The organism is Methanosarcina sediminis (assembly GCF_052056915.1).
Classification (GTDB): Archaea; Halobacteriota; Methanosarcinia; order Methanosarcinales; family Methanosarcinaceae; genus MTP4.
The window spans coordinates 1,920,086-1,946,252 of record NZ_CP195119.1; the positions used below are offsets into that span (position 1 = coordinate 1,920,086).

Sequence of the window (26,167 nt, forward strand, 5' to 3'; positions counted from 1 at the left end):
TGTAAATGTATCAATTCCCATTTTCGGCCAACATAAGTCAAAACTTTTAAAGAAATAATAAGAAAGATATGCAGTAATTTCCGGAACAGGTAAAAAACTACCGATTTTAAATGAAACAGGATTTCAAAAGAGGAGTTGAGGTCCTGAAGCTAGAACTTAGCAATAGGTAAGAAAGGATCATCAGTAACACCCGAACTGTTTGAAGATTTGACCAGAAGAAATATATTAAATAAAATTAAAATGTGAGGAATTTAGAGCTTGAACATACACAGACAAAGATGATAAAAAGAGGAGAAATATGATCACAAGAAAGACAGTTAAAACACTTATATTACTGCTCCTGCTAGTCCCGGCCCTTTTTGTATCAGGCTGCGAAGATAAGGGACTCGCCGCAGAAAAGGAACTCACTTTAGAAGAGATAGCAGCCCAGATGCAGCAGAAAGAGGACAATATCGATGATTATTCTTTTACCCTTAACCTGAATTTAGATTTCGAGGGGGAAACCCTGGAAAATGAATTTGAGGTTATGGCCAGGAAACCGGGCATGTACAGGATTCTTACAAAAAGATCGGGAAAAGAACCAGAGAAAGTAGAGGTCTCAAACGGGGAGTACATGTGGACCTATTACCCCTGGAAAAACACCGCTATAGAAGTAAAACTGCCTGAAACTTCCGAACCTGAAGAAAAAGAATCTGCAGAGAAAGATTCCGGAGAAAACAGCGGAATCGGACTCATTGGAGGGCTCTTGAATGAAAACAGGACAACCCTTCTCGGGACAGAAGAAGTAGACGGCAGGCCTGCATACCTTCTGGGGAAAACCCCCGAAGAAAATGGGGAAGAAGAAGGAGAAGATAGAGAGGGAGATAGGGAAAGAAACGAGGGAGGAGAAGGAGAAGAAGAGGGAGCCCTTCCGGGATATAGCGAGAAGTTCTGGATAGACAAAGAGACAGGGATGCTTCTCCGGTATGAGAATTATGACAGCAACGAAAACCTGACAATGGAATACGAAATAAGCAACCTGAAAATCAACACGGGGATCCAGGATTCAGAATTTGAATTTGAGCTCCCGGAAGGGGCAACCATGGAAACCAGAGAGTTCGGGAAACGCTATCCCCCTGAAAACCTGACAGCCCCTGACGGAGACAGGCAGATTGCCTCAAGCCTCATCATAGGACTTTGCTCCTGAAGATAAGGGGTAGGATTCAACCACAGCGGGGAAAAATATGGAAAAAAACCCGAGAAATAAAGTAGTGAAGAAAATGACAAAGAAGAAAGCACTTACAACATTTACATTACTGCTCCTGCTGGCACTGGCTCTTCTCGTATCGGGTTGTGAGGAAAAAAACAACGCAGAAGAAAAGGAAGTGGAGATGCCGGATAAACGGGAATTTATCCCTGATTATGAAGAGGAATCAGGAGCAGAGAAAAGAGCAGAAGAAATTGTAACAAAAATGCGGGAAAAACATGCGGGTATAGAAGACTGTTCCTATACAGCACATATGAAATCTTCATTCCTTGAACAAAAAGAGGAAACATATGAAGTCCTGTGGAAAAAACCGGACCTTATGAAAAATACGATACGGATACCTGAGAAAAGCACTGAGTCGGTAATAGCTTCGGACGGGAAGTTCCAGTGGATATATAACTCCGAATCAAGTATCGTCCTGAAGACAGAGCTTTTTGAAGAACCGGACATGATCGACACTGAGATCTGCCCTCTCTTCTTTGGGGGAAACCTGAACGGGAACAATAGCAAGGTATTCCTGCTCGGGACAGAGAAAATCGAAGGGGAAGACGCGTATCTGCTTGAGTTTATCCCTGAAGAAGAGTATGAACTGTACCTCCCAAGAACAAAAATCTGGATTGACAAAGAGACCTGGCTGCCCGTTAGATACGAACTGTACGATAACAGGGAAAGGATGGCGGTTGAAATTGAAATCCGGAATCTCAAAATAAATTCAGGTATCCCGGATTCCGAGTTTGAATTTGAGGTTCCCGAGGGCGCAGAGGTAAAATTCCTGAGTCCGGAAGACTATAAAATTGACCTGGAGAAACTGGCACTCGAAGAAGCCGAGCAGCGAGCAGGGTTTGAAGTCCTTGCCCCGGCGTACCTGCCAGAAGGCTACGCATTCAATCACTCAACGGTTTTTAACAGCAGGGACAGGGCATATTTCACGGTGATCAACAGCGACCTTAGTACATTTGCGGCAATGCCCTGCTACAGAAGGGTTACTCTTGAATATATCGGAGAGAACGGCCGGATTAGAATCTCCGAAACCCTGTATGAAGAAGGCAAATCATACCGGCTTTTTGAAAAAGAAGGGGAAAACATTACGGTAAACGGCAGGGAAGGGGTGCTCTATCCAGTATTTGGAGGGAACATGAAAGAGCTGGAGTGGACAAACGGGGAGCTTGAAATAAGCATAATAGCCGCTCTTGATAAAGCTGAAATGCTGAAGATTGCGGAATCCGTCTCAGCGGAAGAATAACGGAAAAACCGGGAAAATAACCATGAAGATCCGGAAATAACCCGAAAAGAAAGATTGTAAAATTATATAAAAAGACACAATGTTTAGATGGAGGAATGAAAGGAATGACAGCAAGAAAAGCCCTAGCCATACTGCTCCTGCTTGTATCTGCCCTCTTTGTATCGGGCTGTACAGGGGAACTCAGTGCGGAAGAGATCGCAGAACAGATGCAGGAAAAAGAAGCCAGTATCCAGGACTATTCGTATACGATGCACATAACTTCACACTTTGGGGAACAGACCCTGGAAAGCGAGGCCCGGTTATTGCAGAAGAAACCGGACATGATGAAAACCGTTACAATGGAACCTGAAGAAGAAGCAGGATCGATTGCGGTTTCTGACGGGGAGGTCATGTGGACCTATGACCCGAAGACAAATACGGTCATGAAAATGGAAATGCCGGATACTCCGGTTTTAGGGGAGATAGATTACACCGGAATCATTGCCGAGTTCCTGAACGAAACGGATGTCTCCCTGCTCGGCATGGAGGAAATCGACGGAAGGTCCGCATACCTGCTGGAGACCAGCCCGAAAGAGGAGGGGGAAGGGATCCAGTTTGTAGACGGGATGAAACTCTGGGTGGACAAAGAGACCTGGATGCCTCTCAGGTATGAGATGTATGACAGTGACGGGGGCCTGATGATAGAACTCGAGATCCATGACCTGGAAGTCAATCAGGGGATCCCGGACTCAGAGTTTGTATTTGAGGTGCCGGAAGGAGCAACCGTAAAGACTGTGGATCTCGACTCTTTTGAACTTCCCGAAGAAATGACCCTCGAAGAAGCCAGAGAATCCGCAGGATTTGAAATCCTGGTTCCGGAATACCTGCCCGAAGGTTATGCCTTCAACCATTCAACGGTTTCCAACAACAGCTGGATAGCCCCTGAAGGGCAGGCCTTCGAGACCGTCTCCCTGACATACGAAAACGAAGAGGAAGATGCTATCTACCTTTCGGAAACCGTATACGAAGCCGAGGCCCCGGAAGCTCCGATCATGAATACTACCGAAGATGTTTCTATCAACGGGGCGAAAGGAAAGTACCTTGCCTTCGGGGACATGAAGATCCTGAGCTGGGAGATAGGGAATATAGACCTGAGCCTTAGCGCTTCCCTGGAAAAAGACGAGTTGCTGAGAATTGCGGAGTCTATACAGAAGTGAACCAGAAAAAAGCCGGTCGTACCCCTGACCGGCAAAAATTATAAAAAATACGAAGGAAACAACAACATAAACGAAACACAAAAGACTCTATAAAGACAAAGAACAAAAAGAAAGCAGGAAAGACCAAAGCCCTATCCTGCTTCTTTTTTGCGAGCTGCCCTGCCTGCTTATTGCGAGACGTGCTTTGCAGGGCTTCTCAACAAGGTTTATTTTGCGAGGTTGTAGTTCTGGTTGACGATCTTCAGGGCGCAGTAGTTGCCGCACATTGTGCAGGCATCGCTGTCTTCGGGTGCCCTGCTGTTCCTGACTTCCCTTGCGTGTTCGGGGTCGATTGCGAGAGAGTACATCTTTTCCCAGTCGAGGTCTCTTCTGGCACGGCCCATGTCAAGGTCCCACTGTCTTGCTCTGTCAGGGTACTTGACCATGTCTCCGATGTGGGCTGCGATCTTGGAGGTCTTGACTCCGGTGACCACGTCTTCGAGGTTCGGGAGAGCAAGGTGCTCTGCAGGGGTCACGTAGCAGAGGAAGTCACAGCCGTAGGAGGCTGAGAGGGATGCACCGATTGCGGTTACGATGTGGTCGTAGCCGGGAGCGATGTCGGTTGCGAGAGGACCGAGCATGTAGAAGGGCTTATGACCGCTCATTTCCTTCATGATCTTGACGTTGGTCTCGATCTGGTCGAGGGGGATGTGACCCGGACCTTCGATGATGACCTGCAGGCCTGCGTCGTGGGCTCTCTGGCCGAGTTCGGTGTTGATGATCAGTTCCTGGATCTGGGCACGGTCGGTTGCGTCGTGGGTTGCTCCTGCGCGCATACCGTTTCCGGTTGAAAGGACTACTTCATGTTCCTTGAGGATCTCAACAAGGTAGTCGAAGTTGGCGTAAAGAGGGTTTTCCTTTTCGTTGTGCATCATCCAAGCGCTCATGAAAGCCCCGCCACGGGAGCAGAGGCCACCGTATCTGCCGTGGGCTTTGAGCCTGTCAAGAGTGATGTTGTTGACACCGGTGTGGATTGCCATGAAGTTGGTTCCGAGCTTTGCCTGGGCTTCGGTTGCATTGAAGAGCTCGTCTTCAGTCATGTGCACGATTGAACCGTACTTCCTTGCGGCTTCAATGAAACCCTGGTAGAGAGGCACTGAACCGACTGAAAGGGAAATGCTGTCAATGACTTTTTTCCTGATTCCGAGGAAGTCTCCACCGGTACCGAGCTCCATGAGGGTGTCAGCACCTGCTTTTTCGGCAGCGATTGCCTTCTGGACTTCCATATCTTCGTCAACGATGTCAGAGGACACACCGATAGAAGCGTTGATCTTGGTTCTCAGGCCTTCTCCAAGCCCACAGAGCTTAACGTCCCTGTAGGGGGAAGTGGGGATTACGATTCTTCCGGCTGCGATCCCGCGGCGGATGAATTCAGGGTCAAGACCTTCTTCCTTTGCAACGACCTTCATCTCTTCGGTGATTATTCCATTTTTGGCATCTTCCACAATTGTCATATTTATAACCTCAAGTTAGTTTCATCTGTAATATCAGCTGTAATATCAGCTGTAATATCAGTTGTATAAGCGTAGGTAAGGATCTTTGAACATAGAAAGTGCGTAATTATATATAACAATTGTTAAAAGATAAACTTTAATCAAAGACAAATTAACTTGAGTTCAAAGCCACATGATTCCGAAATTGAAAACCAATAAGACGTCAAATCAAGTAAAGTTGATTTATTTAGGAAGGAGAGAGGAGGAAGAGAGGAGGGGAAAAAAGAAGAAAAAGCAGTGAAAACAGAGGAAAAATGGGAAGAAAAAGAAAAAAAGGAAGAAAAATATCAGCGCCACCTATAATAATCGGCAAATTCCCAAAAAAGAAGAGAATTTGAATCCTCACTTATTTTGTTCTTTGATTAAACGGAGGGTCTGCCGGTGCAGGGAAACTATCAGGTCGCTAAGCATCCCGAAAATAAACATCTGCAAGCCGAAGATAATAAGCAGGGTCGTGAGGATTGAAAGGGGGATGCGGGTGATTCCCTGAAACCACTGAAAGACCACGAAGGTCCCCGTGAAAAGCCCTGCCAGGATAAAAAAGGAGCCCAGGATTCCGAAATAGAACATGGGGTTATGGACTTTGGCGAGCCTGTAGATCGTGGAGCCTATCCGGAGCCCGTCTTTCAGGGGATTTAGTTTGGTTGCACCTTTCTCGCTTCTCGGGAGATAGGTTATGGGAATTTCCTGAATCCGCTGGTTTTTCAGAACACACTCAACCGAGATTTCGGTCTCGATTTCAAACCCTGTCTTGTTCAGTTCCAGTTCCCTGATGCTTTCCAGGGTAAAGGCCCTGTAGCCTGAAAGGATATCCTTTAGCTGCGCCCCGTAAGCAAGATCAAAAAGCATGTTTATCAGGTGGTTGCCAACGAGGTTTAGTTTTGTAAAGGCCCCTGACTCATAGTTTACAAGCCGGTTCCCTACCACATGATCAGCCCCGCCTTCAAGAACCGGGGCAAGCAGGGAATGGGCATCACTGGCAAGTTCGGTCCCGTCCCCATCAATCAAAAGGACATACGGGCTTTTTATAAGCCGAAAGGCCTGGATCATTGCCTGTCCCTTGCCTTTCCCGGTCTGCAGGACCACCTTTGCCCCTTCGGCCTCTGCAATTTCCTTCGTTCTATCCCTGCTATTTCCGTCAATAACCAGAATATTGGAAAAGCCTTCTGCTTTGAAATCCTTAATGAGCTGGCCGATGGTGGCGGCTTCGTTCAGGGTGGGAATCAGGATGCAAACGTCTGCGCTGTTCAAGGTTCACACATATCCTTTGCCGGACCTCTACATATAAATGTGGAATCCGTTTTTCTTAAAAAACTCCTTTCCGCAAATGGTAACCGTCGGAAAGGAGGCGGGATTTTCGTAAAGGTAAGGAATTGTTCTTATAAAAGCCCCATGTTGTCGAGCTGCCTGCGGACGACTTCAACACCCTTCTCACAGTCTTCGGGAGACTTGCCGCCGGTTACCACCAGTTTTCCGGAACTGAAGATCAGGACTACCACTTTTGGCACATCGATCCTGTATACAAGTCCGGGGAACTGTTCGGGTTCATATTCAATGTTTTCAAGCCCAAGCCCGATTGCAATGGCGTTAAGGTTAAGGATTGTATGCAGGTCAGCCGAGGCGACAATGTTCTGCACCGTTATCTGTGGGTTCTCTATAGTCGTGATCCCTATGCCGTTGAGCTTCTTTGCCATGTTGCCTATAACGGTGTGTACGTCAGCCACGTTCTTTGCCCCGGTGCAGACAACTTTCCCTGAGGTGAAGACAAGGAATGCGGCCTTGGGGTCCGATACCCTGTAGACAAGCCCCGGGAATTTTTGCTTGTTGTACTCGGCCCCTTCGAACTCGGATTCGATGACGGTTAAGTCGAATTCTTCAGCAAGTTTGGTGGATGCAACCACGTTTTCGATCTTGATGCTAGATTCACTCATTGGTCAACCCTCGGTATATAAAGCAAAAGTAATATCCTCTAACCAGTATATAAAGCTATAGTTAAATGACACGCATCCTATATAAATGATATATAAAGAGAGTATATATACTACGGAAAAACTTAAATCGAAGGCGCAAGAGGAACAAAAAAAATTAGAAAAGAAAGGGAGGGGAAGAGCCGATTACAGGATCTTCAGTCCTCAATTTTTTTCAGGCCATCGAGCACAGCATCGTACTTCAAACAGACCCGCCGGAAAAGGTCTCCTTCCACAGTGCGGTGAGTGGGAAGAAGGATTTCCGCCCCTTTTCCGATTTTTGCCCCACTTTTCGAGGTCCCGTAATCAGGGGCTATCAGGGCCCCGTCCGCCGAGACCCCCAGATTCAGGTCATTTACAATTTTCGAGACCATGTCCGTGGCAGGCTGAACCTTCTTTTTGATAAGAAGGGTTGAAGACAGGTATTTTTCCCTTGTCTCCCTGAGATTATCAAGAGTCTTTTCCACGGTTTCCGGATTCACTTCATCCTGAAGTTCTTCAGCAATTGTGGAAACTGCCTCGATCAGGTCTTCAAAGGTCGTGGAGTGCATCTCAAGAATCTCTCCGTCGCAGTGCTGCCGCACCTCCTCCAGGTAGCCGGCCGAAATGACCAGGACATCCACTTCAAACAGGCGGGAGAGATCTTCTTTAGAGGGGGAATAGGCGTTTATCACCAGGTAGTCCTTAATCCCGCACATCCCCATCAGAGACTCGTACATGGGAGTTACGGCAACGGTCTTTTTCCCGATCCACCGGTTGATTTCACTCTGCCCGGCATCCTCTTTCAAAAGCCCGATGATTTTTTCCTTTATAGCCTGAGGGTCGTTTCGCTTGAGCCCGAAATAATCCGCAAAAAGCGGAGTTGTGGAAAGCTCCCGGCTCCTCCCGCAGGGCGCGGAATCGACAAAACCCCGCTCAATCAGGTCCCTGATATGCTCGTAAGCCCCACTGCCCCGCATTTCTATAAGGTCAGACTGGAGCAGAGGCTGGTGATAGGCGATCATGGAAAGAGTCCGGAGTTTAGGCGCGGAAAGTTCTTTCGGGGCAACCATCCGTATAAGCTCTGAATACTCAGGTTTGACCTGCATGACATAGCGTTCCCCCAGGTCCACAATCTCCATTCCGGTTTCCCGGGAAGCATAATCCTCCATTAACTCCCTGAGAACGGAAAGTATGGTTTTTTTGGGTTTGCCGCTTATTTTCGCAAGCTTTTCAAGGCTTACTGCCCTTCCCGCGGCAAAGAGGGCCGCTTCAATGATTTCAAGCTCACTCATAAGGTTTCACTTCCGGAAAAAGGATAAATGTCATAGAAAGATAAGAATTACTCTTCAAGAGGGTTCTTTTAGTTTAAAGAGGGGACTTACTCTTTAAAAGATTAGTTTAGTTTTTAAGAAAGATCATTTATTTTTATAGAGTGGGAATTTAGTTTTGAAGATAAGGTAGTTTAGTCTTCAAGAGGATTTGATTCTACCGGACTTACTTCGACGGAGAAAACCTCTACAGATTCGGAATTCAGGGCATCCTTCCTTAAAGAACTTTCGCCAGAACCTTTACCGTCAGATGCCAGGGCAGCAATAACCGGAGAGACAACGGTATCCGAGGAAACAGCAGCATCCGGAGAGACAGCATTTCCCGGGACTTCATGCCCTGAAACCTCCCCGTTTTGCAGGCTATTTTCATGGAAGGAGGACGGGTTTTGCTCAGTGGGAAAACCGGATTCTGCCCCGGGATAGATGAAAAGCTCCCCGAAAAGTTCCTTCTGGCAGAGCCAGACTTTCTTGCTGGAAGCCAGGAAGAGAAGAGAAATGTAATCCATGACCCGGTCTTCACTCTCCTCCATTAGAACGGAGAAGACCACATAAGGCTGCATCTGAAACAGTTTTGAAAGCCTGTCCCAGATAAGGCCCAGCCGGACACTAATAGCTTCATCATGAGCAATGTCCAGAACATCCCCGGTACTGAGTTGTGGCCCTTTCGGCGCTTCACGCGCTTCCGAAGCCTGCCGGGCTTTCTTATCATATTTCCTGGAAAGGACTTTTTCAGCTTTCCTGAGTTCGGAAATCAATTCGTTCAGGGTCACGGGACGGGTGGACAGGCGGCGGACAGGGAGTTTCGGGACAGGGAATTTATCGGGCTCCGGGAATTCATCGTAATCGAAAAAGTCGGGTTCCTCTTCAGGCACATCTTCCTCAAGAATCCCGGAGGATTTCATGCGAAGCAGGATCGCGGAATAGAGAAGCGTCCTGGAAGAAATCCGGAGGTCCATTTTCTTGAGTTCCTCCACCCTTCCCAGGAAACTATCGGTCAGTTCCACGATGTCAATGTCCCAGGGATCGATCTTTCCGCTTTTTGCAAGTTCTACCATGATGCCCAGGGGTTCGTAGGTCTCGAACTCCGAAAGTTCAAGCCCCTCCCAGTCAACCCCCATGTTGGAGAGAGTGGAAGGAAGCCCGAACGGCCCGGGGTCAGAAAAAGAAGAGTCTCCATCGACCGGTTCCGAAACTTCAAAGGACACATCCGGAGCCTTCAACTTAAAGATTTCCAGTGCAGTCCCTGCATCTTCCGCAAGCTCATCCATTCAGCTTTACCCCTGTAATGCTCGTAATATTGTTTTCCTGCATGGTGACTCCGATGGTCCTGCTTGCAGCCTGGATCATGGGCTTTCTCAGGGAAACAACAATAAACTGGACTTTCGAACCCGAGGTCCTGACCCTTCTCGAAACCCTTTCCACGTTCCAGCCATCCAGAAACATATCGATCTCATCAAAGGCGTAGAAAGGCGCAGGGCGGTACTGCTGGATAGCAAAGATAAAAGCAAGGGCTGTAAGGCTCTTTTCTCCCCCGGACATGGCCTCGATCCTCTGGAGGGTTTTTTCCTTGGGCCGGGCTCTCAGAGTCATGCCTCCCGCAAAGGGGTCATTGGGGTCGTCCAGTACAAGTTCACCCATCCCATCGGAAAGCTCGTGGAAAATCTCCTTGAAATTGGCATTAATTCCTTCGTAAGCCTCCAGGAAAGTGTCCCGCTTGAGTGTCTCATACTGATCGATGCGCTCCAGAAGCTGCTCCCGCTCGGTAAAGAGGGTATCGCGCTTTCCCTGCAGGTCCGAGAGCCTGAGTTCCACCTCGTTATATTCGTCAATTGCCCGCATATTCACGGGCTCAAGCTTGCGCAGAGCCTCCTCGAGCGCCTGGATCCGGAGGTAGACAGTCTCGTAATTAGGGACTTCATCGGATTCTTCTATTCCCCTGCGCTCGATTTCTCCCAGGAACTGCTTTTCCTGTTCAAAGAGGGCGTTCCGGGTAGCCGTAAGCGTCATAACCTGCTGGTTTGCTTTTTCGAGACTGTTCTTTGCCGCACTGACCCTGCGCTTCACGGCAGTATGTCCCTCCTGAACTTTTTCCCTCTCTTTCTGGAGCTCCAGGAGTTCATCGGAAAGCTCAAGTTCCCGCTTCTTTTTATCTTCCAGCACAGCCTCGAGTTCTTCGATCTTTGCCCTCAGGGAATCAACCTTTGCCCGGAGGGACGTTTTCCGGGAATCGAGTTCTCCGATCAGTTCCTTGGATTCGGCAATTTTCTGTTCGGCATAGATTTTTTCAAGTTTCAGTGCGTTTAAGCCAGCTTCGGTATCCCGGACCCTCCCGTCAAGCCGCCGGATTTCCTCGTCCACGAACTCCGCTTTCCTGTTGATCTCCGGAAGCGGGGAATCGGCAAGTTTGGCTTCAAGTTCGGCGATCTGCGCCCCGAGTTTCGAGGCAGTTTCGTCCATTTCTTCCTTTTCGGCAATGACCTCGTCCATTTCGGTCCTAAGTTCGGTCCTTGCCTTTTCGATTGCCCTGAGGTCAGCCTGTTTGGACTGCAGGAGCGCTTCAAGTTTAGCGTCCCTGCCTGCAATTTCTTCGAGCTGGAGTTCTTTCCTGGAAATTTCTTCCTCGCAGTCCCGGACCTTCCGGTTCAGCTCGAAAAGGTGGCTCTCGATGCTGTCCTGCTTTCCTATTGCAGCAGTCCGGCTGGCGTCCAGGGCCTGGATCTCGTCCCTGAGCTTGAGAAGCTTGTCCTTTTCCGCCGCCGCAAAAGAAAGTCCCGATTTAGAGGAAAGGAACCCGCCTACCATTGCCCCGCTCTTTTCCAGGACCTCCCCTTCCAGGGTGACCATCCTGTACCTGCCCATAAGGCGCCGGGCATTGTCCAGAGTGTCGAGCACGAGGGTGTCCCGGAAAACGTACCAGAAGGCTGACTCGAAAGCCGGGTCGAATTCGATGAGATCAATTGCATATCCTACAATCCCGGAATCATAATTGAGGTTCTCGAGCCTGCCCGCCGCCTTCATCTTGTTCAGGGGAAGGAAGGTAGCCCTTCCGCCCTTTCTCCGCTTCAGGTAATCGATGGCTTCCGCGGCGTCGGCGTCCGTGTCCACCACCAGGGCCTGCATCCGGCTCCCTGCGGCGACTTCCAGGGCTTTCGAGTAACGCCGATCAACTTTTCCGAGCTGGGCAATGGTCCCGTGCACCCCGTAGAGTTCGTTTTGCCGGGTTGCCCCGAGCACCGTCTCCACGGCTTTTGAATATCCCCCCCCGTGTTCCGCAGCCCGTACCCGTGCTTCGGTGAGGGCAAACTCCTGCTGGAGCCCATGAAGCTTGCTCTCAAGTTTCCTGAGATCTTCCTTGACCCTGAAATGGCTGCTTTCGATATCGTCCCGGTCCTTCAGGAGAGATTCCTTCTTTTCGGAAAGTTTTTCAAGCTCGTACTGGACCGAACGGGTATCGCTGTCCGAACTCGCAACCGCAGCCTCTGCTTCCTGAATCTCGTTTTCGATATCCCGAAGTTCTGCGGACTTTCGGCGGAGGGCATCGAGCAGGCGGTCCTCATGCCGCATGAGCTCGTTCTTTTCGTTTTTCACGCCTTCGAGTTTCCCTTTGGCAGCCGTAAGTTCGTCCCTTGTTTCGGCAAACTTCACGTCTACGTCGGCGATTTTGCTCTGGAGCAGCATGCGCTCGGTCCTGCGTTCCGAAAGCTCGGACTCAAGGCTGTCTTTCCGGATCTGTTCGGCTTCGATTTTCTCGTCCAGGTCCCGGACCTTTCCTTTGGTGGAATCGATCTCCACAAAAGCTTTCCTGCGCCGCGCATCGCCCTCTTCGATATCGTTTTCGGTAAGTTCGATGCTGTCAACACACCTGGAGATCTCCCCTTTTGTCCCCTCGATATCCTTTTTGATCTGGAGCTGTTCGGCTTCCCCTTTCTTCCGGATCTCCAGGGAAAGATTTTCCAGGGCTTCATCCAGGGCTTCGAGTTCCTGTTCCCGCTCTTCAAGGATTGCCCGGATCTTTACAAGGTGCTCCTCCTTTCCGACAAGCTCCTTATCCACATTTCCCAGTTCGGTCCTTGCGTCTTTCAGTTTGGAAAGCAGGACATAACCTTCAAATTTTATCTTCTCGGCCTTGAGAGCCTGGTATTTAAGGGCCTGGTCACGCTCCCCTGACAGCTTTTCAAGCTGGGCACGCACCTCTTCCAGAATGATATCCACCCGCTCAATCTGCTGCCTGACGACTTCCAGCTCTCCGAGGGCTTTTTGTTTGCGTTCGTCAAACTCCGCGACCCCCGCAATCTCATCAATAATCTTTCTTCTTTCCACGGCAGTCATGGAGATAATCTGGGTTACGTCTCCCTGCATGACCACGTTGTACCCTTCGGGAGTCACGCCGGCTTTGGCAAGCTGGGAATGGACCTCAGTCAGGCTGACGGATTTCCCGTTAAAATAGAAGTAGCTGTAGTATCCGCTCTTTGTCTGTCGGATCTTCCGGGACACCGTAAACTCCTCCAGGTCCACCGGAAGTTTGCGGTCGCTGTTGTCAAAGCGGATAGTGACCTGAGCAAAGTCGGGCTTTTTCTTCTCATCCCCATTGTAGATGAGATCCGTGAGTTTTTCGGCCCTGAGCGTCCTGGAACTTGTAAGTCCGAGAGCAAAGAGAATCCCGTCTATTATATTGGACTTCCCACTCCCGTTAGGTCCCGAAATCGTGGTGAAGTCGTTATAAAAGGAAATTTTTACTTTTTTCCCGAAGGACTTGAAGTTAACGAATTCTATTTCTTTTATGTACACAGGATGCCTCTGCAATTTCGCGTTTTTTTTGGAGAGAAATTTTTGAAAACATTTTGTAGAATTTGAAGAAAGTTCCCATAAAAAAGATTTATCTGGAAATTCCTGTATTTTCGGCCCTCACTGAACTTTTGGAACTTATCTTTCACAGGTGATAATCTCTGCGTCTTCGTCATCCCTTGCAACAACGGTCTCGTTTCTTTCAATATGAGTGACAGACTTTTCGGCGATGATGTATTCGCAGTCATTGTTTTCCCTGGACCGCTGCACATTTCTTGCAACTTTCTGCCGCTTCAGCTCCCCGCTATCGGCAATGATATACTCGCACTTTATTTCCTCGACTTCCTCTTCATCGAGTTCTTCAGGTTCTACTTCCCGGACCTTTAACCTGACCCTGGCATTGGTCCCTGGCAGAGGAGCGGGAACTTCCCTTACCTCGATTCTTGCACGTGGAGAAGGAATTTCTTTCCGGGGTTCCGGTTTCTGTTTAGGCTTTTTGGAAAGGGGAGGAAGGTCAAGTGGGTCTTCGAGCATGGAGAGGGAGACCGAAGGAGCAACATCAGGAGTGGAATTCTGTAATTCTTCGAGCTTCCGGGAAAGTTTTTCAACATCGGCTTCCAGTCTCCTTACCACGGACTTCTGGTCAAGGAGTTCTTTTACCAGCCCGTCCTGGATGCCTGCAAGTTCTTTCAATTTATTTTCAGCCGCCCCTCTCTCATGGACAGGGGCATGATTCAGTTCCATGCGCAGTTCATTAAGGACTGAAGCTTTAAGGGAAGCAGGACTCGGCATCCCCATAAGCTCGGTCCTGATATCGGAAAGGATAAGATCCTTCAGGGAATCCAGGTCGGAGCTGCATTCCATTTCGGTCCGAAGTTCATTGAGAACCGAAACCTTAATTGATTTCTTGAGAGTCTCAAGCTCTTCATAGCTAATCGACAAACGCCTTTTAAGCGGCTTATTATTCAGATCCCTCTGTCCAGTCCTCATAAAATTCCTCTTGCAATAAATTCGGGTCCCGGGTAATATGCAAAATTTCTGGTTATGGGATTAGATCATAGTAACTATAATTAGATGGTATTATTTAGACAAATTTAAATAATGTGTACAAAGTACATGTAATCCCACTTTATATATAATGGTAATCGATGGCTTTTCTCAGGCGGGGGAAACTTCCAGTTAAAATATAAGAAGAAGTAGCTTATTAAGCTTTCTGAAAAAGGGAGAAAGATTGGCCTGATTTTGCGGATAGGCCATAAGAAGTATGAAAATATCGTTAAAAGAATGTGAAAAAATAGGGGAAGAATAAAGGTTGACTTAATACCGGGACCGGAATCAGAATCTCCCCACTTTTAAAAAAAATAAATGAAGAAATAATAAGGAAAGAATTAAAAAAACTCAAAAAATGAATCCAGAATTACCCGAAAAACTTCCTATAAAGGGGTCGGATTCCAGAACCGAGGTTCAATATTATAAAGATTTAGCGTTAGTTAAGGGATGAGAAAGTGTCATCGGAATCGAATAATACACTCTGGCGGGACTGAATTCTGGTCTCACTACAGTCGATTTCCAGGGCACTTTCACTGACCAGGGAACCATGGGTACCCGTGCTTTCCAGGAAAAGCTGCACCTCTTCCGGTTCAGGCTCACGGAAATGATCCATTTCAAAAATATCCATAATAACACTAAACACGTTTTTGTGCAGGTGATTGGTAATTCGGGTCATCGGAAGTAATCAGGAATTGCTGAGTATAAGTAATTTGTGGTGATGAGAAAAATAGATAGAAGTGAGATATAGCAAAATATAAATATATAAACATTACGCCACAGAGGTTCACTGTTCATCCCGTATGGATTTGAGATTCGCCGGTGCTCACACCCCTACTTCATGCATCCCTACTTCATGCATCCCTACTTCATGCATCCCTACTTCATGCATCCCTACTTCATGCATCCCTACTTCATGCATCCCTACTTCATGCATCCCTACTTCATGCATCCCTACTTCATGCATCCCTACTTCATGCATCCCTACTTCATGCATCCCTACTTCATGCATCCCTACTTCATGCATCCCTACTTCATGCATCCCTACTTCATGCATCCCTACTTCATGCATCCTTACTTCATGCATCCCTACTTCATGCATCCCTACTTCATGCATCCCTACTTCATGCACTCCTACTTCATGCACTCCTACTTCATGCATCCCTACTTCATGCATCCCTACTTCATGCACTCCTACTTCATGCACTCCTACTTCATGCACTCCTACTTCATGCACCCATGCCATTAAGGAAGGGCCGGATGAAAAAAGACAGAACCGTCCCCAACACACACCGAAGGCTCGGAAGGGGGAAGGTCACCGTCTCGGACACACATTCAAAAGTCAGGCAAACCGGTTGAACAGTCTCCTCCTGCATAAAGGGATCAGAGGAAGGCAGGTCCGAACATCCGGATCAGGACCCCGATCCCGAGGGCAAGGAAAGTGGTGAAAGTCACAATCAGCGCAGTGTCCTTTGTTCCCAGTTCATGCTTCAAAACGGCTATCGTGGCCACGCAGGGCACATAGATGGTCGTTATCACCGCAAACTGGTACATCTGGAGGGGGGTCATCACCAGTGCAAAGTTTGCGGTGCCTGCAAGCACGGCAAGGATCTGGAGGGCCATTTCTTTTCTGAGAATTCCGAAAACCAGCGCTGTTGCCGCAAACGCAGGGAGGCCCAGAAGGCCTACGGAAATGGGTTCCACAAAGTCCTGGAAGATCGCGAGCAAGCCCAGAGCATCGAGGATACCCAGGAAGGCACTGCCTACAAGCAGTAAGGGGAAAGCAATGTAGACAAACTCCCGGCTTTTAAGCCAGGTCTTCTGGAGGGTGGATTTAAGCTTGGGTTTCCTGAGGGGAGCCATCTCCATGATAAAGCCGCTTCGTTCTCCAGGGAGCGTTCTTGCAAGGATCAAACCCATAGCGGCAATGATAACCACCTCCATAAGGTAAATTGAAACCGCAGGCCAGAAGCCCACAAAAGTCCCAACAAGCCCCAGGATAATCACCGTCCGCGCGGAACAGGGCACAAGGGAGATCAGAAGGGAAGCTATCCTCTTTTCCCTCCGGGTCCCAAGAGAGTGCACCGCCATGATCGCGGGGACGTTGCACCCAAAACCAAGGACCAGGGGGATAACTGCCCTTCCATGCAGCCCCAGTTTGTGGGTCACGTTGTCCAGGAGGAAAGCTGCCCTGGTAAGGTAGCCGGAGTCCTCGAAAACGGAGAGGATAATGTAAAAGACCGCTATGTAGGGGATGGCAATTGCAATCCCGGCCTCTACACCCCGCAGGGAGTAGATGATGAGGTTCCTGATAAGAGGAGACATCCCCAGGGTCATGGCTTCCACGGGCTCGATAATGTAAGGTTCGAATAAATCGTCTACGATCCAGGCTTCCAGGAAACCTCCGATCCTGAAGACCAGGAGGAAAGTAAGGAGCAAAGCCGAGATAAGCACGGCAATCCCGAAGTTTGGAGAGGTAAGAATCCCGTCAACCCTGTCCCTCAGACTTTTTTTAGGCTCAAACCTGGAGACCACGCTGTCCACAATATGCCCGGACTCCCCGTAAATGTCCCTTGCAACCGTATCCGGGACCGAGATCCTGTGTTCAAGTTCAAGGTTCTGCCTGAGCCTCCTGCCGGTGGACAGCAGAGCATTGGCCTCCGGAGGCATACAGCAGAGTTCGACAAACTCCGCATCATTCAAAAGCGCCGCCATCTTCACCCTCGGCGGAGAGTCCGGAAAAGCCTTGTCAAGCCCTGTTAGAGCCTGCATGATCCATGGGCTGTATTCGGCCCTGTGATGGTCCTGGACCTTGCCTGCTTCCTCCATGGCCACCAGCACCACCTCATCAAGCCCCTCTCCCCGGGTTGCCACCGTAGGAACCACAGGAAGGCCGAGCATCTCCGAGAGTTTGGAGGCATCTACCCTGAATCCCAGTTCTTCGGCAAGGTCGACCTGGTTCAGGGCTATGACCATGGGTATGTCGAGTTCGAGCAGCTGCAAGGTTAGGTAAAGGTTCCGCGCAAGCCGGCTGGCATCAAGGATGTTGATAATCACATCCGGCTGATCCTGGATCAAATACTCTTTTGCTACTTTTTCATCCTCATTTGAAGTTCCGAGGGAATAAATCCCGGGCAAATCCACTACTTCTATCGTCCTTCCTTTCCCTTTCACCATACCCCTGACAAGCTCTACCGTTGTGCCGGGATAATTCGAAACCTCAACACCAACTCCCGTAAGCCGGGTAAAAAAAACACTTTTTCCCACACTGGGGTTGCCTACGAAAGCCAGAGTCATGTCATAGGAAGAGTTTTTATTTTCTTTGTCACGGGTACTGCAAGATGAGGATGAAATTTTGATCACGTCTCCGGTGTTTATTTACGTTTCCAGTACATTTCCAGTACGTTTCCACCATGTCTCAAGTATGACTTCAGTACGTTTCCATCATGTCTCAAATGGTCCGGGATTTCCGAGAGGTCTCAAATGCACCCGGTATTTTCGGGATTCAAAGGGGGTATCCGGTATTCAGGACATTTTTCGAGCATATCTGGCAGGTTTCCAGTGAAACCGGCATATTCCGAATGCACACAGGACTCTCCGGGGTTTTGCACAGATCAGGTCAGGATTTACCGCTAGTGGGGGTTATGAAAATTTTTTTGGCTACATCCCTGCCCAGGGCAATTTCCGACCCAACGGCTATTACCGAAATGCATCCCTGCTTCTGCTTGCGCCGGACTTCAATTTCTTTTCCGGTCAGAATCCCGAGGGAGTTCAGACGTTCCTTTGCTTCCCTGGGAAGAGTCACCCGGGCAACAGTCCCGGAACTTCCTTCATTCATTTCGTCAAGAGGAATGAAACGTTCCTGCTCCCCAAGGGTACATTTATCAATGTTAATGGGATGCCCGTCAGGGCAGTACTCGGGACTGCCAAGGAATTCGTACAGCTTTTCAAGCACGTGATCCGATACTGCGTGTTCGAGTTCACAGGCTTCCTTGTGGGCCACCTTCCGGTCTAAATCGAGGACATCTGCAAGGAAAGTCTCAAGCACCTGGTGTTTCCGCTTGATTTTTATGGCCTTTTCAGTCCCTTTATAGGTCAGTTCCACACCCTTGTAAGGAATATACTCCACAAACCCCATGGAGGAAAGTTTCTTGATCATTTCCGTCACACTTGGAGGAGCAACGTTGAGCTCGTCGGCTATTTGTTTGGTCTTGGCCGGGCCCTGGTTTTTCATTATGAGGTATAATATTGTCTCGAGGTATTCTTCCAATCGTTCAGTGTGCATAACACCATCCCGCCACTACCCGCCCGGAAGTCCGGTGTGGATGTCCAGTACGGATAATTAGGGCAACCTAAAAAATTAAACTGCCTAAATAAATAGTTTTTGGTTTTTGAAGAAAGCAATTCTGGTTTCCCAGACGTATTAAAAAGAAAGCCAGCCCGGGAAAAATCCCGGGAAAGTTTGGAAAGCTGGGGAAAGTTTAGAAAGTGAAGAAAGATTATAACGAAAGTATTGGTTTAACAAGGGAAATCTCATCACAGTCAGGGAATTTCGGGCAGTTGAGGCACCCGACCCAGACCTTCCTTGGGAGCCGGTTTTTGTCCACAACCTCAAAGCCCAGGCTTTCGAAAAACTCAGGGACATAGGTAAGGGTAAAGACCTCCTTCATGCCAAGTGTCTCTGCTTCCTTAAGGCAGGCACTTACAAGTTCGGTGCCTATCCCCTGCCGGGTATAATCCGGGTTTATGGCAAGAGCGCGGACTTCTGCCACATCTTCCCAGAATACATGAAGCGCACAGCAGCCTGCGACCTGACCGTCTATCTCATAGACATAAAAGTCCCTTATATTTTCATAAAGTTCACTCAGAGAGCGGGCAAGCATAAGCTCCTGCCTCGCATAAGTGTAGATGATATGCTTCATCTCAACGACATCGTTTACCCGGGCTTTCCTGATCACGGTTAATTTTCCTCTATCTGCTTTTTTGGCATTGCCTTTAATTCATTCGTTAAATATCCGGAATTATCCGTTAAATTCGGAGCAATTTGATTTGGTCAATGAATGCTCGGTAGTCAAACAGATCTTGTTCAATTAATATCCGGAGCAGCTTACGATTCATCTGCAACTTACAATATACGGAAATTGTTTACAATCAGGGCTCAGGGTCGAGGGTCTGAATGGTAAAACAAAACCGAAAAGAGAACAGATGAAAGAAAGTGGAATGGCGGGCGCGAAGGGATTTGAACCCCCGATTTACAGCTTAGGAGGCTGCCGCCCTATCCTGGCTAGGCCACGCGCCCACTTTGACACTCCTGAAACACAGGGATACGAAAGTTCTCTGCTGAGACTGCATTCCAGGCGAGGTGTGCATTATAGCAGTCATAACATATATATTTAATTATCGCTCGGATAAGGAAAAAACTCCCGAAATCCAGGCAAAAAAGGGGATTACATAAACCATTTTCAGATGATGTTGGGAGAAAACTTTAATAATCAAGCCCCAGATTTAACGTTAACCACATGATGAAGAGCGGTTAACAATGAAAGAGAATGCCCCGATAACCCCCCGGATCAAAGACAAGCTTAACAAAGAGCTTCCTCTGGACGAAGAGGAGGTTATGGAGCTCGCAGCCCTTAATGGGCCTGACCTCTTCGACTTATTTTCCATTGCAAACCGCTTGAGAGCAAAGCGGGGGAACACTGTAGAGCTCTGCGCAATTACAAACGCAAAAAGAGGACGCTGTCCCGAAGACTGCAGGTTCTGTGCCCAGTCCGCCCACCACGGTCCGGAAACGGAGGAATATCCCCTGCTAAGCCCCGGGAGGCTCCTTGAAGACGCAAAAAAAGCTGAAAAGGCCGGAGCACACAGATTTTCCATAGTCACAAGCGGAAACCGCCTGCAGCCAGAAGAACTTGAAAGCGTCCTGGATTCCGTGGAGCAGATAAAAAGCAGGACAGGACTTGAAATCTGCGCTTCCCTCGGAGCCCTGAGCCCGCAATCGGCAAGAAAGCTGAAAAAAGCCGGAGTTTCAAGAATCCACCACAACCTGGAAAGCTCGGAACGCTTTTTCAGGTGTATTTGCAGCACACATACTTATACCGACCGGATACGGACAATCAGGACTGCAAAGGAAGCCGGGCTCGAAGTCTGTTCAGGCGGAATCATAGGACTCGAGGAGAGCATGGAAGACCGGATTAAGCTGGCCTTTACCCTGAGAGAACTGGACGTGGACGCCGTTCCGATCAACATATTAAACCCGATTCCGGGAACTCCGATGGAAAATGCAGCCCCTCTCCCCCCACTGGAAATCCTTAAAAGCATAGCCCTTTTCAGGCTCATTCTGCCTGAGAAAAATATCAGGCTTGCCGGGGGAAGGGAAAAGAATCTCAGGGATATGCAAGCCCTTGTCCTTTTTTGCGGAGCAGACGGGTTGATGCTCGGGAACTACCTGACAACTGCAGGGAGAAGTTCGAAAAAAGACCTGCAGATGATACGGGATGCGGGACTAAACTTTGAAAACATAGAAACAGGAAGGATAGAGAAACAGTAGAGATGAAAGAATGAAAGGGAAAAACAAAGCAGGAAGCGTTGCCCAATCCTCGGAACTTAGAAAAATGGTTTTTGCGTCCCTTTTCGCCGCAATGACAGCAGCAGGGGCGTACATAAGGATCCCGCTTCTCATATCCCCGGTGCCTGTTACCATGCAGACCCTCTTTGTCTTCCTGGCAGGGAGCATGCTTAAGAGCAAATGGGGCACCCTCTGCATGCTGGTATACGCCCTGCTGGGGATTGCGGGGATGCCCGTCTTTGCAGGCGGGGCTTCGGGGCCAGGAGTGATCCTGGGGCCAACCGGAGGGTATATAATAGGCTTCATACTTGCGGCATTTGTAATCGGGTACCTGAGTGAGAAGAGTGGAAAAACCGACTATCTCTCAAACGCCCTGTATATCGGCATAGGGCTCGTAATCGTCTATGCCCTGGGGGTGGCCCAGATGGCACTTGTCGGTAAACTGGACCTCCTGCAGGCAATAACCCTGGGGGTACTTCCATTCATACCCGGAGACCTCCTGAAACTGGCAGTTGCGGCCCATATAGCATCCAGGTACAGGATATGAAAAAGTAAGCAGGACGGGAAAAGCGGCAAAGAGATAAAAACCAGCAAAGACCCGAAAATCGCAAGAAGCCAGAAACAGCAAGAAGTCAAAAAAAGCAAGAAGCCAGAAACAGCAAAGAGCCGGAAATAGCAAAAAGTCAAAAAAAGCAAGAAGCCGGAAACAACAAAGAGCCAAAAACAATGATCAGAGTAGAGGATCTGAGCTACAACTTCCCTGATGGGACACGGGGCCTGAAGAAAATTAACCTCGAAATAGAAAGAGGGGAATTCCTGGGAATAGTTGGCAGAAACGGCTCGGGAAAGTCCACCCTTGTTCGGCACCTGAACGGGCTTTTGAACCCGACGGAAGGGAAAGTATACGTAAAAGGAATGGACACAGCAGACCCTTCAAACCTGCTCAAAATCCGGCAGACCGTAGGCATGGTCTTCCAGAATCCCTACACCCAGTTCGTGGGCACAACCCTGGAAGAAGACGTGGCTTTCGGGCCTGAGAACCTTGCCCTGCCCCCTGAAGAAATCCGGGAAAGGGTAGACAGGGCGCTTGAAGTGGTGGGGCTTGAGAATTACAAAAACCATTCCCCAAAAACCCTTAGCGGAGGGCAGAGCCAGTGTGCGGCTATCGCCTCGGCCCTTGCGATGAAATCCGAATGCATTGTTTTTGACGAAATAAGCTCCATGCTGGACTCAAGGTCCAGGGAACAGGTCCGGGAAATCCTCCGGAAACTGAGGGGAAAAGCCCGGACCATCGTGTATGTTACCCACAGGCTCGAAGAAGTCCTGTACGCCGACAGAATTCTCGTGATGGACCGGGGGCAAATAGTGCGGGAAGGAAATCCGAAAACCGTTTTCAAAACCCCTGAACTCGGAGAATTCGGCCTGGAACTGCCCCCAATCGTGGAACTGCTGAACAGCCTGGAAGCAGGCGGACTTGCCCTGGAATGGGCCCGGCTGGCTTCAATCGAAAACCTTGCGGAGGAGATATGGGAATCAAGGTGGAAAATCTGAGCTATTCCTATTCCGGGAACCGGAAAGGAAAGCCTGCCCTGGAAAATGTCTCCATTGAGATTGAGAAAGGGGAATTTGCCGTCATCTCCGGAGCCGCAGGAGCCGGGAAATCTACACTCATCAAACATTTAAACGGAATTTTCCTCCCCCAGGAAGGCAGGGTGACCGTGGATGGCCTGGACACCCGGACCCGGGAAGTGCGCAGAAAGGTAGGCATGCTTTTCCAGCATTCCCAGAACCAGCTCTTCGAGGAGACCGTATACAGGGAAATTACCTTCGGACCTTCTAACTTCGGGATTCTGGGAGAAGAACTTGAAAAAAGGGTGCATGAGACCCTGCCCCTCGTACACCTCGATACCGGAATCCTGGACCGCTCCCCATTCAGCCTGAGCGGGGGAGAGAAACGCCGGGTTGCGCTTGCGGGAATCCTGGCGCTTCGCCCGGCCTACCTGGTGCTGGACGAACCCACTGCGGGCCTGGATCCCGAAGGCAGGGCCAAACTGCTCGGAAGGCTTCAAAATATCCATCGAAAAGGAGTAGGAATCGTCGTTGTGTCCCACACCCTGGAAGAAATCCTGCCCTTCGCCCAGAAGGTCATTTCGATGGAAGAGGGCAGGATCGTGTTTACAGGAAGCCCGGAAGAATACCTAAGGGCAGGGTATTCCCCGGTGCCTCCGCTTGCCAGGCTTATGAAAGAGCTGAATAAGAAGGGAGCCAACCTCAGGGAGAGCATTTTTACGGCAGAAGAGGCCTTGAAAGAGCTTAAAAAACTCAGGATGGAAAAGCAGGAGAGAGATCGGGGAATATCAGAGAAGGGAGCAGCGGAGAAAAAAATAGAGGAGAAAAAAATAGAGGAGAAAAAAATAGAGGAGAAAAAAATAGAGGAGAAGGAGGCGCAGGACAATGCCTGAGACTGCATTCAACTACGTCTATGGGGATTCCCTCCTGCACAGGCTGGACCCCAGGACCAAGCTTGCGGCAGTGATGTGCCTGAGCATCCTCGTCTTCAGGGAGGAGAGTTTTGCCGGGATGGGGCTGCTTATTGCATTTTTCCTTTTGCTCACGTGGATTTCGGGAGTACACCTTTCCTTTTTGCTCAGGTCGGTCCGTCCCCTGCTCTTCTTTATTTTCGTCATCTTTTGCTTCCAGCTCTTTGCAACGAAAGGGACGCCTATTATCCCTCTGCCGGTGCTCTCGCCTACCTTTGAAGGACTGAGGTTAGGGACCCTGCTTTCCTTACGTTTCGGGCTGCTCCTGCTCTATGCGGCCCTCCTTACGGCAAGTACCCTCCCGAGCCAGATTACTAACGGGATCGAGCACCTGCTCCGCCCCCTGCCCCTCCGCCGCCTTGGGGTGACTTCCTTCGACCTGGCCACCATGATGTCACTCTCCATCCGCTTCCTCCCCAGTTTCCTGGAAAATGCGGCAACGATCAGGGCAGCCCAACTAGCCAGGGGCCTTGACCTCAAGCACGACCTGCGCAGGGGGACCACGGCAATTGCAGTGCCCCTGATAAGGAGGTCGATCCTCTCGGCAGAAGAAGTGACCGAAGCCATGGAAAGCAGGTGCTACCAGGGACAGTGCCGGACCTCCCTCCACGAACTCAGGATGCAGAAACTCGATTGGATAGCTCTGCTGGGGCTCGGGGCATTTTCCCTTTTCATTTTCTTGCTTTGAAAGTAATCCCTAATTATTCCCAATTCGTTTTCTGCTTTGAAAGACATCCCTCTTCTCGCTTTGAAAGGCATCCACTAATCGAATTTTGAGTCCTTCACTTGAACCCCTGAATGCCGAAGTTTTTCGAAAAAAATTAATATATGAATGGTTGTTCATATATTCATGAAAGAAAAGTGTGAAAGAGTGAATGCCCGGGAAATAGAGGGAATGCTGCAAGCAGTCCCTGAAGCCGAAAGCATTGCCCGGGTAGCAGAGGTCTTCAAAGCTCTTCATTCGGACACCCGATTAAAAATTCTCTTTCTACTCAGGCAAAAAGAGCTGTGCGTTTGTGAACTCGAACAAGCCCTGGACGTTACCCAGTCTGCAGTCTCGCACAGTCTCCGGACCCTCAGGCAGCTTGACCTGGTGCGGGTCAGGCGCGAGGGAAAATTCACGGTTTACTATATCGCAGACGAACACGTGCGTATGCTGATTGAGATGTGCCTGGAACACGTGGAGGAAAAAGCATGAGCCTTGAAATCCTCCCCCCTATCCTCACCCTGTTTTCGGGCATCCTGCTGGCCTCCTGGGAAATCTTCGTGGAAGCCGCCCCTTACCTTATCTTCGGGTTCGGAATCGCGGGGCTCCTGAACATCCTAGTCCCGGACCAAAAAATAGTGGAATACCTGGGAAGCTCCGCCGGGAAAGTCCGTTCGGTAATCAACGCCTCCCTGGCAGGCCTACCTCTCCCTCTCTGCTCCTGCGGCGTAATCCCTGCTGCCATGTCAATCCGGAAAAGGGGAGCGAACAGGGGAGCTACCCTCTCTTTCCTGATCTCAACCCCCCAGACCGGCGTAGACTCCATAGCCATCACCTACGCACTGCTTGACCCCCTGATGACAATATTCCGCCCCATTGCAACCCTTGTAACGGCCATCCTGGCAGGACTTGCAGACAACCTGCTGATAGGAGAGGAGGAGAAAAAAGAGGAAAATAAAAAGAAAGACGAAAAGAAAGACGAAAAGAAAGACGAAAAGAAAGACGATCAGGGGAAAAAAACAGGCTTATTTGCCGTCTCCACCCTCCCCGGAACTTCAGCCCTTACTTCAACCTCGGGAAAGGACAGCTATTCTTCTTGCGACTCTGAATGCGGCTCTACCTGCAGCCCTACTTGCGGTTGCCGTTCACTCGAAAACCCCGCCCCCGGAAAAACAGAGGCTTCAAACCCCGTGACCCTCAACAAACCCACCACGGAAAAAATCAGCCATCTTACCCTTTCCTCTCAAACTGTTTCAACTCAAACTGTTTCAACTCAAACGATTCCAACTCAAACGATTCCAACTAAGAATCATTCACCTAATCTTTCACAAGACGAAACGGCCTCATGCGGATGCAGCTGCGGGTGCGGCGGAAACGAAAGTAAAGAGGACAGGAAAAGCCAGGAAATCGGGAAAGGCAAAAAACCCTTGCAGACCCGGCTCTTCGAAGGCATGAAGTATGCTTACATCGAACTCCTTGGGGACATCTCGAAATGGATGCTTATAGGAATCCTGTTTGCAGGCATCATTTCCTACCTTGTCCCGGAAAGCCTGATCAGGGACTACCTGGGAGGAGGGCTCAGCTCGATGCTGGTCATGCTTGTGGTGGGAATCCCCCTCTACATCTGCGCAACCGCCTCGACCCCCCTCGCCGCGACCCTGGTAGCCAAAGGAATGAGCCCGGGAGCAGCCTTCGTATTCCTTCTGGCAGGCCCGGCAACCAATGCCGCAACCGTGACAATGGTCGCCCGTTTCCTCGGGAAGCGTTCTGCAGCCCTTTACCTGGGAGTGATCTCCCTTTGTGCCCTGGGAGCAGGGGTCCTGCTGGACTCCCTCTACCTGAAACTGGGGATCAGCGCGACGGCGACCCTGGGAAGCGCAGGCGAAATGCTCCCGGAAACCGTAAAGCTTGGATTTGCAGCCCTCCTCCTCCCCCTGATGCTTTACGGGACCTTCCGGCAAAAAAAAGAATGTGGGTGCCATTGAAAAAAAAGGTATACGAATGATATAAATTCGCATAAATTGAAT

At 49.4% G+C, this 26,167-nt stretch carries 22 protein-coding genes and 1 tRNA gene; 10 read left to right on the forward strand and 13 right to left on the reverse strand.

Annotated elements, in window-relative coordinates; genetic code table 11:
* Window positions 1-298: 298 nt before the first annotated feature.
* The 3 genes from ACSAZK_RS08200 to ACSAZK_RS08210 all read left to right on the forward strand — a co-directional run bounded on the left by ACSAZK_RS08200 (window position 299) and on the right by ACSAZK_RS08210 (window position 3,685).
* Window positions 299-1,186: a LolA family protein gene (locus ACSAZK_RS08200; protein ID WP_440956858.1), complete on the forward strand. Its 888-nt coding sequence runs from the start codon at window positions 299-301 to the stop codon at window positions 1,184-1,186.
* Window positions 1,187-1,259: 73 nt separating this feature from the next.
* Window positions 1,260-2,489 (forward strand): outer membrane lipoprotein-sorting protein, encoded by a 1,230-nt coding sequence (locus ACSAZK_RS08205; protein WP_440956974.1) that lies wholly within the window; start codon window positions 1,260-1,262, stop codon window positions 2,487-2,489.
* Between the two features lie 104 nt (window positions 2,490-2,593).
* The gene (locus ACSAZK_RS08210) at window positions 2,594-3,685 is read left to right on the forward strand and encodes an outer membrane lipoprotein-sorting protein (RefSeq protein WP_440956859.1); all 1,092 of its coding nucleotides are present in this window, start codon (window positions 2,594-2,596) and stop codon (window positions 3,683-3,685) included.
* Window positions 3,686-3,891: 206 nt separating this feature from the next.
* Here the strand turns inward: ACSAZK_RS08210 and thiC are convergent, their stop codons facing one another.
* The 13 genes from thiC to ACSAZK_RS08275 form a co-directional block, all read right to left on the reverse strand.
* Window positions 3,892-5,178, reverse strand: coding sequence for a phosphomethylpyrimidine synthase ThiC (gene thiC / locus ACSAZK_RS08215; RefSeq protein ID WP_440956860.1), 1,287 nt, complete (start codon window positions 5,176-5,178; stop codon window positions 3,892-3,894).
* Window positions 5,179-5,559: 381 nt separating this feature from the next.
* The gene (aglJ, locus tag ACSAZK_RS08220) at window positions 5,560-6,468 is read right to left on the reverse strand and encodes an S-layer glycoprotein N-glycosyltransferase AglJ (protein WP_440956861.1); all 909 of its coding nucleotides are present in this window, start codon (window positions 6,466-6,468) and stop codon (window positions 5,560-5,562) included.
* 128 nt (window positions 6,469-6,596) lie between these two features.
* Window positions 6,597-7,148, reverse strand: coding sequence for a TATA-box-binding protein (locus tag ACSAZK_RS08225; RefSeq protein WP_440956862.1), 552 nt, complete (start codon window positions 7,146-7,148; stop codon window positions 6,597-6,599).
* A gap of 194 nt (window positions 7,149-7,342) precedes the next feature.
* On the reverse strand, window positions 7,343-8,458 hold the full coding sequence (gene scpB / locus ACSAZK_RS08230) for an SMC-Scp complex subunit ScpB (protein ID WP_440956863.1): 1,116 nt from the start codon (window positions 8,456-8,458) through the stop codon (window positions 7,343-7,345).
* Window positions 8,459-8,628: 170 nt separating this feature from the next.
* Window positions 8,629-9,762 (reverse strand): segregation/condensation protein A, encoded by a 1,134-nt coding sequence (locus ACSAZK_RS08235; RefSeq protein ID WP_440956864.1) that lies wholly within the window; start codon window positions 9,760-9,762, stop codon window positions 8,629-8,631.
* Complete coding sequence (smc, locus tag ACSAZK_RS08240) at window positions 9,755-13,282, reverse strand: chromosome segregation protein SMC (protein WP_440956865.1); 3,528 nt, start codon at window positions 13,280-13,282, stop codon at window positions 9,755-9,757. Before smc ends, ACSAZK_RS08235 begins: the two co-directional genes overlap by 8 nt.
* A gap of 135 nt (window positions 13,283-13,417) precedes the next feature.
* A complete protein-coding gene (locus tag ACSAZK_RS08245) occupies window positions 13,418-14,269 on the reverse strand; it encodes a hypothetical protein (RefSeq protein WP_440956866.1) in 852 nt (283 codons plus the stop codon).
* Between the two features lie 496 nt (window positions 14,270-14,765).
* Window positions 14,766-14,942: a hypothetical protein gene (locus ACSAZK_RS08250; protein WP_231582875.1), complete on the reverse strand. Its 177-nt coding sequence runs from the start codon at window positions 14,940-14,942 to the stop codon at window positions 14,766-14,768.
* 210 nt (window positions 14,943-15,152) lie between these two features.
* Window positions 15,153-15,572, reverse strand: coding sequence for a hypothetical protein (locus tag ACSAZK_RS08255; protein ID WP_440956867.1), 420 nt, complete (start codon window positions 15,570-15,572; stop codon window positions 15,153-15,155).
* 137 nt (window positions 15,573-15,709) lie between these two features.
* On the reverse strand, window positions 15,710-17,689 hold the full coding sequence (gene feoB / locus ACSAZK_RS08260) for a ferrous iron transport protein B (protein WP_440956868.1): 1,980 nt from the start codon (window positions 17,687-17,689) through the stop codon (window positions 15,710-15,712).
* Window positions 17,690-17,945: 256 nt separating this feature from the next.
* Window positions 17,946-18,611 carry a metal-dependent transcriptional regulator gene (locus tag ACSAZK_RS08265; RefSeq protein WP_440956869.1) on the reverse strand — a complete coding sequence of 222 codons (666 nt, stop codon included), beginning with the start codon at window positions 18,609-18,611 and terminating at the stop codon, window positions 17,946-17,948.
* 214 nt (window positions 18,612-18,825) lie between these two features.
* Complete coding sequence (locus tag ACSAZK_RS08270; protein ID WP_440956870.1) at window positions 18,826-19,284, reverse strand: N-acetyltransferase; 459 nt, start codon at window positions 19,282-19,284, stop codon at window positions 18,826-18,828.
* 263 nt (window positions 19,285-19,547) lie between these two features.
* Window positions 19,548-19,625: transfer RNA gene (locus ACSAZK_RS08275), tRNA-Arg, on the reverse strand.
* A 240-nt stretch (window positions 19,626-19,865) separates the two neighbouring features.
* Between ACSAZK_RS08275 and bioB the strand changes: the two genes are divergently transcribed.
* From bioB to ACSAZK_RS08310, 7 genes are all read left to right on the forward strand, one after another.
* Window positions 19,866-20,876: a biotin synthase BioB gene (bioB, locus tag ACSAZK_RS08280; protein ID WP_440956871.1), complete on the forward strand. Its 1,011-nt coding sequence runs from the start codon at window positions 19,866-19,868 to the stop codon at window positions 20,874-20,876.
* A gap of 10 nt (window positions 20,877-20,886) precedes the next feature.
* Window positions 20,887-21,441 carry a biotin transporter BioY gene (locus tag ACSAZK_RS08285; RefSeq protein WP_440956872.1) on the forward strand — a complete coding sequence of 185 codons (555 nt, stop codon included), beginning with the start codon at window positions 20,887-20,889 and terminating at the stop codon, window positions 21,439-21,441.
* Between the two features lie 179 nt (window positions 21,442-21,620).
* Complete coding sequence (locus ACSAZK_RS08290) at window positions 21,621-22,445, forward strand: energy-coupling factor transporter ATPase (RefSeq protein ID WP_440956873.1); 825 nt, start codon at window positions 21,621-21,623, stop codon at window positions 22,443-22,445.
* Window positions 22,421-23,356, forward strand: coding sequence for an ATP-binding cassette domain-containing protein (locus ACSAZK_RS08295; protein WP_440956874.1), 936 nt, complete (start codon window positions 22,421-22,423; stop codon window positions 23,354-23,356). Before ACSAZK_RS08290 ends, ACSAZK_RS08295 begins: the two co-directional genes overlap by 25 nt.
* Entirely contained in the window at window positions 23,349-24,122 is a 774-nt protein-coding gene (locus tag ACSAZK_RS08300) for an energy-coupling factor transporter transmembrane component T family protein (protein ID WP_440956875.1), read from the forward strand. Before ACSAZK_RS08295 ends, ACSAZK_RS08300 begins: the two co-directional genes overlap by 8 nt.
* A gap of 162 nt (window positions 24,123-24,284) precedes the next feature.
* A complete protein-coding gene (locus ACSAZK_RS08305) occupies window positions 24,285-24,632 on the forward strand; it encodes an ArsR/SmtB family transcription factor (RefSeq protein ID WP_440956876.1) in 348 nt (115 codons plus the stop codon).
* Window positions 24,629-26,125 carry an SO_0444 family Cu/Zn efflux transporter gene (locus ACSAZK_RS08310; RefSeq protein WP_440956877.1) on the forward strand — a complete coding sequence of 499 codons (1,497 nt, stop codon included), beginning with the start codon at window positions 24,629-24,631 and terminating at the stop codon, window positions 26,123-26,125. The genes ACSAZK_RS08305 and ACSAZK_RS08310 overlap by 4 nt, the downstream gene beginning before the upstream one ends.
* Window positions 26,126-26,167: the final 42 nt, after the last annotated feature.

Excerpts from the sequence above, each read along its gene's own strand:
- ACSAZK_RS08200 (WP_440956858.1), top strand. The coding sequence starts at position 299 with ATGATCACAAGAAAGACAGTTAAAACACTTATATTACTGCTCCTGCTA.
- ACSAZK_RS08205 (WP_440956974.1), top strand. The coding sequence starts at position 1,260 with ATGACAAAGAAGAAAGCACTTACAACATTTACATTACTGCTCCTGCTG.
- ACSAZK_RS08210 (WP_440956859.1), top strand. The coding sequence starts at position 2,594 with ATGACAGCAAGAAAAGCCCTAGCCATACTGCTCCTGCTTGTATCTGCC.
- thiC (WP_440956860.1), bottom strand. The coding sequence starts at position 5,178 with ATGACAATTGTGGAAGATGCCAAAAATGGAATAATCACCGAAGAGATG.
- ACSAZK_RS08225 (WP_440956862.1), bottom strand. The coding sequence starts at position 7,148 with ATGAGTGAATCTAGCATCAAGATCGAAAACGTGGTTGCATCCACCAAA.
- scpB (WP_440956863.1), bottom strand. The coding sequence starts at position 8,458 with ATGAGTGAGCTTGAAATCATTGAAGCGGCCCTCTTTGCCGCGGGAAGG.
- ACSAZK_RS08235 (WP_440956864.1), bottom strand. The coding sequence starts at position 9,762 with ATGGATGAGCTTGCGGAAGATGCAGGGACTGCACTGGAAATCTTTAAG.
- ACSAZK_RS08245 (WP_440956866.1), bottom strand. The coding sequence starts at position 14,269 with ATGAGGACTGGACAGAGGGATCTGAATAATAAGCCGCTTAAAAGGCGT.
- ACSAZK_RS08250 (WP_231582875.1), bottom strand. The coding sequence starts at position 14,942 with ATGGATCATTTCCGTGAGCCTGAACCGGAAGAGGTGCAGCTTTTCCTG.
- ACSAZK_RS08255 (WP_440956867.1), bottom strand. The coding sequence starts at position 15,572 with ATGGCATGGGTGCATGAAGTAGGAGTGCATGAAGTAGGAGTGCATGAA.
- ACSAZK_RS08265 (WP_440956869.1), bottom strand. The coding sequence starts at position 18,611 with ATGCACACTGAACGATTGGAAGAATACCTCGAGACAATATTATACCTC.
- bioB (WP_440956871.1), top strand. The coding sequence starts at position 19,866 with ATGAAAGAGAATGCCCCGATAACCCCCCGGATCAAAGACAAGCTTAAC.
- ACSAZK_RS08285 (WP_440956872.1), top strand. The coding sequence starts at position 20,887 with ATGAAAGGGAAAAACAAAGCAGGAAGCGTTGCCCAATCCTCGGAACTT.
- ACSAZK_RS08290 (WP_440956873.1), top strand. The coding sequence starts at position 21,621 with ATGATCAGAGTAGAGGATCTGAGCTACAACTTCCCTGATGGGACACGG.
- ACSAZK_RS08295 (WP_440956874.1), top strand. The coding sequence starts at position 22,421 with ATGGGAATCAAGGTGGAAAATCTGAGCTATTCCTATTCCGGGAACCGG.
- ACSAZK_RS08300 (WP_440956875.1), top strand. The coding sequence starts at position 23,349 with ATGCCTGAGACTGCATTCAACTACGTCTATGGGGATTCCCTCCTGCAC.
- ACSAZK_RS08305 (WP_440956876.1), top strand. The coding sequence starts at position 24,285 with ATGAAAGAAAAGTGTGAAAGAGTGAATGCCCGGGAAATAGAGGGAATG.
- ACSAZK_RS08310 (WP_440956877.1), top strand. The coding sequence starts at position 24,629 with ATGAGCCTTGAAATCCTCCCCCCTATCCTCACCCTGTTTTCGGGCATC.